We start from the raw sequence: 12,144 nt of genomic DNA on the forward strand, positions 1-12,144 counted from the left end.
CGTAATTCCGTGCCCCCAATCGCAAAAATAGTCGCGAGACACTTACGAAGAAGAGGCCTCGCAGTCAAGCCGTTTCTGATGTTTCGCTCATGAGAACCCGGTCGAACCGGCCGAGAGCGCACCCGACGCTTTGCATAGGCGTCGGGATTGTCGGTATACATGACCCAGACACATCCGCGTATAGGTCATGCACGCTCGAGCAGGACCATTCCCGACATTCGACGGAACTCCTCGCGCTTCGAGCGCGGGATCAGCGGCCCGATGAAGTTCCAGAACCAGGCTCCCCGCGGCGTCCGATGGAGGCGGATGGCTTCGTCCCAGAGCGAGTTGAACGACGCTTCCTTCCAGCCGTAGCGCGCGAAGTACGCGGTGCCTTCCGGCGGCGCGAAGACGAACGGCGCGCCGGCGGCCGCGAGGTGCGGTTGCCATCGCTTGTTGAGCATCTTGAGAAGCTTGGGAGCCGCGAGATCGATGACCCACCAGCGCAGTCCGGGCGTAGCGGCGAGCGCGGACGCCAAGTCCGCAACTTGTGGTGGCGGGAGGTAGATCAGCAGCCCCTCGGCGACGGCGAGCGCCGGTGGCCCCGCGGCGACGCGCTCGAGCACCCGCGCGCGCTCGTCCGGGGAGCGAAGATCGGCTGGAACGAACTCGACCTCGCAGATCGGCTTGGCCTGACCGATTCCGGAGCGGAGGTAGTCGATCATCGGCGGCAGGTCGACGTGCAGCCACCGCAGGGACGGCGGGAGCGGCAGGCGGAACGGGCGTACGTCGAGACCGGCCGCCAGGTTCACCACGGTACGGATCCCGTCCCGCTCGATCAGGCTCAGGATGATCTCGTCCATGACCGCCGTGCGCACGATCATCGGCCAGGCGGAGGCGCGGCCCTTGGGAAGGAGCTTGACGATCTCCTCCCCCCGGGTTCCCCCGAGAAGGCGCGCGAACGGGTCGCGGAAGAGGGCATCCGGCCGCTCGGATTCCATCGCGCGGTAGATCGCCACCCAGAGCGCGGTGTCGGAGACGTTGCGAAGGGGATCTTCGGGCTTGCTCATCCGGCGGAGTCTACCGCGCTAGACTCGACGTCATGCCGCTGATCCTTGCCGCACTTCTGGGGCTGGGCGGCTGGGTCGTCCCGTGGCAGCGCGACGCGGGGCTCGCCAGCCTCGACCGCGCCGGCGGGGCCGTCGGCGACGTCTTCCTCTTCGCGGCCCGTCTCGACGGCGAGGGGCGCCCCGTGCTCGACGGCGACCCTGCCACGTGGACCGACGCCGTGCGCCGCGGCCACGCCGCCAAGGCCAAGGTCTGGCTGACCGTGGTCAACGACCGTGTCGCGTCCGACGGTCCGCCGGCGCTCAAGGACGCCGACATCGTCCATCGGATCCTGGCGGAGCCTGCGGAGCGAGCGCGTCATGTCGCCGGGATCGCGGCCCTCGCGCAGAGCCTCGCCGTCGACGGCGTCGACGTCGATTACGAAAACCTCCCCGCCGAGGAGCGGGACGCCTTCTCCGCCTTCGCCGGAGATCTGGCGTCGGCGCTCAAGGCCCACGGGATGGCGCTGTCCGTCACGGTCCAGCCCAAGCGCGGGGAGACGAGCGCGCGCGGGCCCGGGGCCATGGACTGGCCGCGCCTCTGCCGGACGGCCGATCGGGTGCAGGTCATGCTCTACAACGAGCACAACGCGTCGACCGAGCCGGGTCCGATCGCGGGCCCCGCATGGATCGGAGAGGTCATCGACTACGGGCTCGGGTCCTGTCCCGTCGCCAAGCTCGTCCCCGTGCTCAAGGTGTCGGGGATGGACTGGGGCCCGAGCCGCGCGGAATGGAAGTCGTTCGCGGAGGTCGCCGCGACGCGGGCCGCGACCGGTGCGCGCCTGCGCCGCGAGCGGAGCTCACGCGTGCCGTGGCTCGTCTACGAGGGGCCGGACGGCCGGCACGTCGTCTACTTCGAGGACGCGCGCAGCCTCGAGGCGAAGGCGTCGTTGCTGGCGGCGCGGGGGATCGGAAGCGTCGTGCTTTGGTCCCTCGGGAGCGAGGATCCCGAGGCGGTTCCGCGTGTCGCCGGGGTCGCGCGCCGGACGTCTCAGAAGCGATAGCCGAACGACGCCGTGAGCGCCGCGCGGCGGTAGTTCGGGGTCTCGCTGTATTCGGCGGTCAGCTCGGAACGCCACCGCGAGGCCCAATCCTGCGTCCACGCGACACGGGCCTCCCCGACCAGGCGCACGGAGCTGGTGTCGTCGCGCGAGGGGCCGAGGCCGGCTTCGGCCTCGAGGCCCGCGCCGGACGGAAACGACCGGCCGTAGCGCGCGATGCCCAGGAGCGTGACGAGCCCCGACGGGGCGTAGTAGAGCGGCGACGTCGTCTGGGACTCGCCGGCGTCGAAGCGGCCTCCCAGGGAGATCCTGCGGTCCCGTGCGAGCGAGACGGTCGCGTCGGCCCAGCCGTACACGATCGAGTTCCCGTCGGTCAGGCTCCCGTACGAGAGGCGAGCCCGGGCGCGCCAGATGCGGCCGATGGCGTCGTACGCGAGGTCGCAGCCTCGCGACTGGACCCCGTCGCGGATGGCGCCCACCGTGTCGACGTCGGTCACCCCGCAGGCCACGCCAAAGCGCTGGCCGTCGACAGTCGCCCGCAGCGTCGCCTGCCCCGAGAGCGTGTGGATGCCGTCGCTCAAGCCTCGCCCGCGCAGCCAGCCGCCGGCCCCGAAGAGGCTCCCCTTCCAGGTGGCGTCGAGCAAGGCCTGTCCGCCGGACAGGCTCGGGAACGTCTTGTCCCGGAACTCGACTCCGCCAGCCGTGCCCGTGAGAGCGACCGGGACGTCGAACGCGTACCGCCCCGTCGCCGAGAGAGCGACGGTGTCGCGATGGTCGGAATCCGACACGGCTTCCACCGTCGCCCCCGTCCGCGAGCCGGCCTCCCAGGCGATGTCGGCGGCGAGCTTCCGCTGCGGGGGCTCCGGCGTTCCCCACGCGGGCCCAGAGGGAACCTGCGCGTAAGTCTGCTCCGCCTCGAGGTCGCGCTCCTGCTCGTGAAGCGCCCGCGCGAGGACCGGGCCGGCCGCGGGGGAGGTCAAGGGGCGCTCTTCGATCGTCCGGCGCAGGTCGGCCTCCGCTTTGCGGTAACGCGCGTCGGCGATGTCGGCTTCGGCGCCGTCGAGGCGCGCACGCTCCGCCGGAGCCGCGGCGGCAAGGTGGGCCATGAGCCTGCCGGCATCCCACGTCCGCGGCACCGAGAACCTCCGCAGGAGGAGCGGGCCCCTCTCGCCCGGCGTCAGCGTGTTGTAGCCGGTCCCGGACTGGATGAAACCGTACCGGTACCGCTTCGCGAACGCGGCCTCGTTGACGCCGAGCGCCTGCGGATCGTTGCCGCCGTGGAGCTGTCCCATCTCCGAGAACGGGAAGGCGTACGCCACGACCGGGCTCCCGAGATTCGCGGCGAGCAGCGCGCGGCACGATTCGTAGTCGGTCTCCACGCGGGCGACGTACTCGTCGTGGGTCTCGAGCCGGCCGGCTTCCGGGAGCCACCCCCGGTTGACGAGGAACTCCGCCATGCCGCCTTCGGCATCGACCGCGATCGGATCGTGGGCGAGATGGCCGTGCGCCTGGAAATCCCATCGGCCGGAGGCGGCCAGGCGCCTCAGCGTCGGCCAATCCGTGTTGAAGGCGCTCTCGTCGGCGATCCGCACGGTGGGAACGAACATCGTCGCGTTCATGTGCAGGCGCTCGAGGACCGGATCGGCCCACCGCATCGAGTCGGCGCGGGCGTCGTCGAACGTGACGAGGATCGGCCGCTCGGGAAAGGGCGTCCGGCCTGCCAGCATCGCGTCGAGCTGGCTCACGGTGATCGTGTGGAAACCCGCGTCGCGGAGCGCCCGCATCTCCGCCTCGAACCGGTCGACGGGGACGTTGAGCGTCCTCGGGTGATCGGCGATGCCGTGGTAGAGCAGGATCGGAAGAACGACCGAGCCGGCGGGCGGCGCCGTCACGTGGCTCCGCCGGACCGCCGCCTCGCTCCGGCGTCCGAGGTCTTCCAGGATCGAGGCCTCGGTGATCGCCTGCTCGTCGGCGTCGAGGTACGACGGACCCGTGCTCCGCACGAGCGCGAGCGCTTCGTCCCAGCGTCCGAGCCCCCGCAGCGCGTCGACCTGGCCTTCGAAGACGGAGCGGTTCCTGCCGAGACGCCCCTCGAGAGCGCGGAAGTGCCCGAGCGCGCGCTTGGGACGGCCCAGGGCCAGCTCCGACTCCGCGCGAAGGAGGGCAAGCTCCGGCGAGTCGGGGTGGGCGGAGAGCCCGGCCTCGAGCGTGCCGAGCTCCTCGCGGCGCTCCTCGCGGGCACGATCGGCCTCCGCGAGCGCGGTCCAGTACGCGATCCGCTGCGGGTACTTCACGGTCAGCTCGCGGTACCACCGGACGGTCGCCGCCGTGTCGCCGCGCACGAGCGCATCTTCGGCGAGCAGGCGCATGACCGGCTCGGTCGCGCGTCCGGCCGCGACCGCGGCCTCCGCCGCCGCGACCGCCGCGTCGGCGTCGCCGGTCTCGTAGAGCGAGCGGAGCCAGTAGTGGGTCGCGCGCGGGGTGTCGCCGCCCATGTCGATGACCTTCCGCCACTGCGTCTTCGACGCGGCGAAGTCGAGGCTCCGCCAGAGGGTCTCCGCGTAAAGGGTTTGCATGGCAAGGTCGTCCGGCGAGGCGGCCGCGAGCTTCGCGCCCAGCTCGCGCGCCGTCTTGTATTTGCCGTCCGCGAGCCAAGCCCGGGTCAGGAGGACGTTCGGCCCGCGCGTGTCGTCGGTGCGGGCGAGCGCCGCCTGCGCGGCAGTCACCGCGGCCTTGGGATCGCCGTGCTGCAGCTCGAGACGGCCCATGAGCTCGTACGGCTCGGAGAGGTCAGGGTAGGCCGCGGCGTAATCCGACCAGAGACGCCGCACGCCGTCCCAATCGCCTTGGCGCCAGAGCGTCCAGCCGTAGTCGCGGAGCGCCGCCCGGTTCCTGGGATCGCCCTGGAGCGCCCGCTTGTACGCGGCGACAGCCGCCGCGTCGTCGCCGGTCCGGTAAGCCGCGGCTCCCTCGCTCGCCGCGAGCCGCGCGCGCGCGGTGGGCCAGGCGTCGAACAGCGATCCTGCCTGGGCGACCGCGTTCTGGTGGATGAGCAGCTCCGCCGCGCGTACGGCGTCGTCCTCGGTCGCGCCATCGGTCGCCAGCATCGCGTGAAGGGATTTGACGCCGTCCCGCGTACGTCCGTCGGCGAAAGAGAGGCTCGCCAGCGCGAAAAGAGCGGAGCGCGAGCCCGGGTCGGCCCGTGAGGCCTCGAGGTAGGCCGCGCGCGCGGCTTCGGCGCGTCCTGCGTCCCGCTCGGCGTCCCCGATCGCCCGCCACAGGTCGGAGCGGCCGCCGGCCCCGGCGGCGAGCGCCGCCTTCCACGAGGCGACGGCCGCGGTTCCGTCTCCCGCCTTCCGCTGCGCCCAGCCCAGGTTGACCTGGTAGACGGTGCGCGACGGGTCGAGCCTCGCCGCTTCCGCGTAGTCGGCCTTCGCGTCCGCGAATCGCGCGGCGTCGAAGGCCGCGTCGCCGCGGCGCCCGAGGACTCGGGCGAGCCGCCGCGTCAGCTGCCCTTCGGTGTCGTTGCCCCGCGACAGACCGGCACGAAGGGTGCGCTCCGACGCGTCGAGATCGCCGCGCGCCTCCTCGAGGTCGGCGAGACGGATCGTCGCCTTGGTGAACCCCGGATGCGACTGCAAGATCGCCGCGTATTGCGCTTCCGCCGCATCGAGCCGCTTCAGCGCCTCGTCGGCCTGACCGAGCCGGAGCTGGACGTCGGTCTGGCCGGGCTGGAGCGCGAGGCTGCGCTCGTAAGCGGCGGCGGCGGCGGCGAACTCCTCACGGTCGAAGCGCACCTCGCCGACCGCGTTCCACGAGGCGACGTTCTCCGGCTCGAGCTTGAGCACGTTTTGCCAGACGCGGAGCGCCTCGGCGTCGTCGCCGAGCCGGTGGTGGGCCCATCCGAGGTTCTCCCAGGCCTTCGTGAGCGACGGGTCGAGATCGACCGCGCGGCGGAAGCTCTCCAGTGCGGCCTTGAACTGGCCCTGGCGGTACTGCGCCGCCCCCTCGTCGAGCGATGCCTGGCCCGGCGATCGCGCGAGCGCCGGCGCGATCGCGACCGTCAGCGCCGCGACGATCGCCGCGATCGTCTTCACGGCGTCTCCTGGACGAGACGCAGGTGGTCGCGGCGCAGCGCGGCGCCGAGCTCCTGTGTCGCCTCGCGCCACGGGGGGAGCGCGGTCGTACCGACCGCCCGGAGATCGACGCGGACCCCCGCCCACCCCTCGCGACGAATCCGCCCGGGCAGCGCCTTCATGAAGTCGGCGGCCTCGCCGGCCGGCGGCGCGTTGCCCCCGACCTCGACCGTGGGGAGGACGTCCCACGCGTACCGTCGTCCGACCATCCGGAAGAGATCCCGGTCGAAGCCGGTCTCCCGGACCGCCGCGCCCTCGACCCGGGCCCAAGGGGGCGACAGGCCGCCGATCGATCGCGCGTCAACCGTCCAGCGGAGCACGTCGCCGGCGGATGGCGATGCCGGCGCGAGCTGCGGCAGGTACGGGAATCGGGTCAGGGAGACGGCGCGCGCGTTCGCGACCGCCTCGCCGTCCCGCGCGTAGGCGACGAGGCCCACGGGCCCTCGTCCCCGCTCGGGAAGCGTGACCGGCGTCGCGGCCAGCGGACGGCCGTCCCAGGTCACGAGCACGCCTCCCCCGCGCTTGACGACGCTGACGCGGTGGGTCCCGCCGCGCGCGGGGCCACGGGCGAGGACCTCGGGCGGCCGGCCCGGGACGCGCGCCTCGATGTAGACCCCGTCGTCGGTGGTCCCGACACGCCATTCGTGCCCGGGGAGCGCTCCCCTCTGGACGATCCAGAACTCACCGCGGACGCGGTCGAAGGTGGCGTCGAGCTGCCAATCGTCGGCCCACCGCGCGGCGGGAAGCCATGCCTCGGCGCGCGGCCGCCCGGCGAGGACGACCGACTCCACACGCTGCGGGGCCTCGGCGATCGCCGAGGAGGCACGCGCGAGGAGCGCCTCGGTCGTCCAACGCGGATCGACGCGCAGCCGCGCGATGCGGAGCGGGTCGGACGCCGGATCGTTCGCCCCGATCGCGTCATCGAGGAAGCCGATCCACCCGGCAGGAGTGCTCCCGTCGCCGAGTCCCAGGGCGACCCGCGGCTCGGTCCCGCGCGGCGCCCAGAACGGCGCCGGCGGAGTGTCGAGCCGCTCGGAGATCAACGCGGCGCCGGGTGGAAAGCGCCCGGGCTTCCCTTTCGTCTCCGCCGGTGCGGGATCGCCCGAGGCGATCTCCCAGAGTCCGCTCTGCTCCATGCGGCGCAGGCGATCCCAGAAGAGGAACGACACGTCGCGCGCCTCTGGGCGGCCGGTCTCGAGGAACATGACGGCGGGCCACCGCAGCTCTCTCAGCACGGGATCGGCCGCCTCGTAGGTCCCGAGGTAGCCCTGGTCGAACGTCACGAGGAGCGCGCGCGCGGGGAGCCTGCTCTCGCCCCGGTACGCCGCCGACAATTCTGCGAGCGTCACGGGCTGCCAGCCGGCGGCGGCGAGCCCGCGTAGCTCGTCCCGGAGGCGGAGCCGGTCGAGGTTCCGTCCGTCGGGCATCGCCACGATCCGGTCGAAGGCGAGGACGACGAAGCGTCCGTCGGACTCCGGCGGGGCGGGCGTGCGAACGACGAGACGGATCCGGCGATTGAGCCACGCGTCGACCGAAGCCCAGAGGACGAGCGCGATCGCGATCGTCGCGATCCAGGTGCGGCGATCGCGCGCGAAGGTCCGGGACCGCAGGATCTCGGTCGAGCTCACGGCCGGCCTAGCGGGTCCCCCAATGGTTCCGCCTCACGGTCACGAGCGCGTAGTAGGTCTGCCAGACGAGCACGAGCATGTAGAAGATGCTGAACGCGAGTCCGTAGAACCAGAGGCTCGTCTTGTGGCGCACGAGGTAGACCAAGCCGTAGAGGAGGGCCATCAGGGTCGTTCCATAGATGTAGAGGTACGAAAACTGGCCGAGCCCGGCGAGCGGCAGAACGAGAGCCACGAAGACGACCGCCGGCGAGACCAACGGGAAGACGACGCCGAGGTAGAAGAAGAACGCGGCGAGCGGATGCCGCTTCCACAGAAACAGCGACGCGAGGAGGCTCTCGCGAATCCAGGACTTCTTCCAGCGGAGCTGCTGCCGGAAGAACTGTCCGAGCCGTTCGGGCACGATCGTGGAGCAGACCGCGGTGCTGTCGTAGATGACGCGCCAGCGGCGCAGCATGAAGTTCGTGAGGCTCCGGTCGTCGCCGAAGGTCGCCGGGCGGCCGAGGAACGACTGCGCCAGCCAGACGTCCAGAACCTCGAGAAGGCGCGTGCGTCGGTAAGCCGCGAGGCAGCCCGAGCAGCACGTCACCGTCGAGAAGAGCGACTCCGCGGATTTCACGATCCGGAACGCCACGTAGTAGCGCACCTCCTGCATCTTCGTGAGGAAGTTGACGCCGGCGTTCGCGACCTTGCCGTGCCCGCAGACCGCGGCCACCTCCGGATCGGCGAAGCCCTGAACGATGCGGGCGAGCGCGTCGCGACGGACGAAGCTGTCGGAGTCGACGTACACGACGAAGTCGCCGGTCGCGCGCCTGGCGGCCGCGGCCATCCCGAACCGCTTGCCGAGGTTCGTCTCGAAGCGGATCAGCTCGAGGGACGGGTGCCGCTCCCGGGCGCGAACGAGCGCGTCCCAGGTTCCGTCGGTCGAACCGTCGTCGACCGCGATGACCTGGAGCCGGTCCTGCGGGTAATCGCTCGCGAAGATGCAGTCGAGCGTCTTGCCGATCGAGCCTTCCTCGTTCTTGCACGAGAGCGCGACGGTGATCGGCGGACGCAAGCCGAGATCGCGCGGGGGCCGGTAGAAGCACGCGAGCGCGATGCGCGAGAGGATGTAGCTCGAGATGAGGATCCCGTAGAGATTGACCAGCGGGTGGTACCAGAAGTAGTAGAGGTTGTTCCCGCGCAGCCAGACCACGTCGGCCGCGGTGGCCACGATGAGAATGAGGCCCAGCCACGGGAGCACGAGGTCGAACCAGGCGAGCGCGCGACGGAGGCGTGAGACCGGCAGCTCGACGCCGTAGGCGTACGGCAGCGCGGGATCGGTGGTGTCGCCCTCGATCTCTCTGACGACGCGGGCCTGGATGGCATCGCGCGCGCGCAGCGCCTCCGGCATCGACTGCCGGTCGCGAAGCGTCGGCTTCCACGCGATCCGGATCCATTCGCCGTGCTCGAGCGCGTGGTCGGTCACGATCTTCGCGCCCTGAGATCCGAGATCGGTGACGGCACCGCGTCCTGCCGCGCCCCGCGGGAACCGGAGGGACGACTTGAAGAACACCGGCATGGAATGCGCGGCTCGCGGCGCACGCCGTCGCTCCGTGCCCGGAAGCGGCGCACTGACCGTCGAGCCCGCGTCTGTGTGCGGTGCTCCCATCAACCGATCACCGGACTCTCCCCAACCTCGCGTGCCGCGGTGCGCGTGCGACAAGTCTACGACGTCACGCGAGACGCTGCCGGTGTCGGATCGCCTAACTTTCGTTGCAGTCTTGGCCGGAAATCACGACAACCCGGAAACACTCACCAGAGCGGTGTGCCGTCCGGTCCTCTCACGTTGAGCGTCGTGCGCTGCTTCTTGATCTGGTGGACGAGGAAGACCGGCGAGCCGTCGGCGCTCTGGCTCCAGCACCCTCTGACCTCGAGCTGGTCGCCGACCGCGAGTGCGACGTCGAGCATGGCGAGGAACCGTGCAGGCGCCACGTCGACGTGAGGCGCCTTGTCCTTTTCTCCCTCGATCGTCAGGTTGACGCCGTCCTTCCCCATCCAGTCGGGGATCGTCTTCACGTCGACCACCTTGCCGCTGACCACGACCTCGTCCTTCACGGAGTAGGCCGGCGCCTTAGTGCTGGCGCCGTCGGCCATCGCGAGGAGAGGAAGCAGGAGCGCCGCACCGAATCCGATCGCGCGCGTCATGGGGACCTCCTTCTAACCCGGACCCGAGGAAACGTTAGCGCCGGGAGCGGGAGGTCACCGGACCGGTCCGGTCGTCTTGCGCGCGCGTCGACCGCTAGCGCGCCGTCATCGCCGCGACGTCGAACACGTCGAGCGGCCGCGTCTCGCTCTCTAGGTCGTTCGCGTCGCGAACCGCGAGCGCCGCCATGTTGACGATGTCGGCGACCTCGTTCGACGGGATCATGACGTACACCGGCTTGCGCATGCCGACGAGCAGAGGCCCGTACACTTCGGCGGCGCCGAGCTTGCCGAGGAGACGGCAGGCGATGTTGGCGGCCTCGAGATTCGGGCACACGAGGACGTTCGCGCCCTCCTTGAGCGTGCTGAACGGGTAGAGCGCCTCGATGATCTCGGGCGAGACGGCGGTATCGGCCATGACCTCGCCGTCGACGATGAGCTCGGGCGCCCTCTGCTTCACGATCTCGGCGGCCCGCGCCATCTTCTCCGCCTTCGGGTGGCGCGTGCTGCCGAAATTGCTGAACGAGAGCATGGCGACGCGCGGCGTGATGTCGAACGTCCGCACCTTCTTCGCCGCGAGGATCGCGATGTCCGCCAAGGCCTCGGCGCTCGGATCGATGTTCACGGTGGCGTCGGTGATGAAGAGGACGTTCTTCTTGAGGACGAGCATGTAGACGCCGGCGATCGTGCTGATCCCGGGGAGCGGCCGGATGATCTGGAGCGCCGGCCGGATCGTCGCCGGGTAGTTCTGCGTCAGGCCGGCGACGATGCCGTCCGCGTCCCCGGCCTCGACCATCATCATCCCGTAGTTGATCATCCGGAGCATCTGGCGCTCGGCGTCCCGGCGCGTCATCCCTTTCCGCCGGCGCAGGCGGTGGTAGGCGTCGACGTAGTGCTCGCGTCGCGGCGAGCGCACCGGATCGACGATCTCGACTCCCTCGAGATCGAGGCCGAGCGACCGGATCGCCTCGCGGATCGTCCCCTCGTTGCCGAGGAGGATCGGGCGCGCGATCCCCTCGTCGACGATGATCTGGCTCGCGCGCAGGACCTTCATCTCCGCCCCTTCGGGGAAGACGATCCGCCGCGGCGCGCGCTGCGCTTTGTGGATGACCCGCCGCATGATCTCCTTGCCGTGGGAGAGGCGGCTCTCGAGGGCGTCGCGGTACGCGACGAGATCGGCGATCGGCTTGCGCGCGACGCCGCTCTCCATCGCCGCCTTCGCGACCGCCGGCGCCAGCCACAGCAGCACCCGCGGGTCGAGAGGCTTGGGAATCAGGTAGTCGCGGCCGAAACGGATCGGTGCGCCGCCGTAGGCCTTGATGACGCTGTCGGGCACGTCTGCCTTGGCGAGCGCGGCGAGGGCGTGGGCCGCGGCGAGCTTCATCGGGTCGTTGATCGCCGTCGCCATGACGTCCAGGGCGCCGCGGAAGATGAACGGGAAGCCGAGGACGTTGTTGACCTGATTCGGATAGTCCGAGCGGCCGGTCGCCATGACGACGTCCGGCCGCGCGGCGAGAGCGTCCTCGTGGGCGATTTCGGGGTCGGGGTTCGCCATCGCGAGCACGATCGGGTCGTGCGCCATCGCACGCACCATCGCCTGCGTGACCGTTCCCGCGACGGAGACCCCGGCGAAGACGTCGGCCCCTTGCATGGCGTCCGCCAGCGTGCGGCGGTCGGTGTCGATCGCGAAGAACTCCTTGTACGGGTTCATCCCTTCGCGACGGCCGCGATAGACGACTCCCTTCGTGTCGACGAGCGTCAAGTTCTCCTTCCGCACGCCGAGCGCGAGGTAGAACTTGGCGCAGGCGATGCCGGCCGCTCCGGCGCCGCTGAACACGACCTTGACCTCGTCGATCCGCTTGCCCACGAGCTCGAGCGCGTTCAGCAGCGCGGCGCCGGAGATGATCGCCGTGCCGTGCTGGTCGTCGTGGAACACCGGAATTTTCATCCGCTGCTTGAGCTTCTCTTCGATGTAGAAGCACTCGGGCGCTTTGATGTCCTCGAGATTGATGGCCGCAAACGTAGGCTCGAAGGTGGCGACGGCTTCGATGAAGCGGTCGGGCTCCTCTGCATCGAGCTCGAGATCGAAGACGTCGATGTCGGCCAGTCTCTT

At 70.7% G+C, this 12,144-nt stretch carries 7 protein-coding genes; 1 reads left to right on the forward strand and 6 read right to left on the reverse strand.

Annotated elements, in window-relative coordinates:
- Positions 1-185 precede the first annotated feature (185 nt).
- The gene (locus VFV19_01965; protein HEX4823056.1) at positions 186-1,049 is read right to left on the reverse strand and encodes an SAM-dependent methyltransferase; all 864 of its coding nucleotides are present in this window, start codon (positions 1,047-1,049) and stop codon (positions 186-188) included.
- 32 nt (positions 1,050-1,081) lie between these two features.
- On the opposite strand from VFV19_01965, the gene VFV19_01970 reads away from it, so the two are divergent.
- Entirely contained in the window at positions 1,082-2,089 is a 1,008-nt protein-coding gene (locus tag VFV19_01970) for a glycosyl hydrolase family 18 protein (GenBank protein HEX4823057.1), read from the forward strand.
- Here VFV19_01970 and VFV19_01975 read toward each other — a convergent pair.
- From VFV19_01975 to VFV19_01995, 5 genes are all read right to left on the reverse strand, one after another.
- The gene (locus VFV19_01975; protein HEX4823058.1) at positions 2,077-6,183 is read right to left on the reverse strand and encodes a tetratricopeptide repeat protein; all 4,107 of its coding nucleotides are present in this window, start codon (positions 6,181-6,183) and stop codon (positions 2,077-2,079) included. The genes VFV19_01970 and VFV19_01975 overlap by 13 nt on opposite strands.
- Complete coding sequence (locus tag VFV19_01980; protein HEX4823059.1) at positions 6,180-7,850, reverse strand: polysaccharide deacetylase family protein; 1,671 nt, start codon at positions 7,848-7,850, stop codon at positions 6,180-6,182. Before VFV19_01980 ends, VFV19_01975 begins: the two co-directional genes overlap by 4 nt.
- A 7-nt stretch (positions 7,851-7,857) precedes the next feature.
- Positions 7,858-9,408, reverse strand: coding sequence for a glycosyltransferase (locus VFV19_01985; GenBank protein HEX4823060.1), 1,551 nt, complete (start codon positions 9,406-9,408; stop codon positions 7,858-7,860).
- Between the two features lie 233 nt (positions 9,409-9,641).
- Positions 9,642-10,034: a hypothetical protein gene (locus VFV19_01990; GenBank protein ID HEX4823061.1), complete on the reverse strand. Its 393-nt coding sequence runs from the start codon at positions 10,032-10,034 to the stop codon at positions 9,642-9,644.
- A 94-nt stretch (positions 10,035-10,128) separates the two neighbouring features.
- The coding region (locus VFV19_01995) for a phosphate acyltransferase (protein ID HEX4823062.1) at positions 10,129-12,144 on the reverse strand (2,016 nt) is incomplete at its 5' end.

The organism is Candidatus Polarisedimenticolaceae bacterium, from assembly GCA_036275915.1.
In the GTDB taxonomy this organism is placed as follows: Bacteria; Acidobacteriota; Polarisedimenticolia; order Polarisedimenticolales; family DASRJG01; genus DASRJG01.

What these genes read in the sequence shown, in the direction of transcription:
- VFV19_01990 (HEX4823061.1), bottom strand. Translation starts at nt 10,034, where the DNA reads ATGACGCGCGCGATCGGATTCGGTGCGGCGCTCCTGCTTCCTCTCCTC.
- VFV19_01985 (HEX4823060.1), bottom strand. Translation starts at nt 9,408, where the DNA reads ATGCCGGTGTTCTTCAAGTCGTCCCTCCGGTTCCCGCGGGGCGCGGCA.
- VFV19_01965 (HEX4823056.1), bottom strand. Translation starts at nt 1,049, where the DNA reads ATGAGCAAGCCCGAAGATCCCCTTCGCAACGTCTCCGACACCGCGCTC.
- VFV19_01970 (HEX4823057.1), top strand. Translation starts at nt 1,082, where the DNA reads ATGCCGCTGATCCTTGCCGCACTTCTGGGGCTGGGCGGCTGGGTCGTC.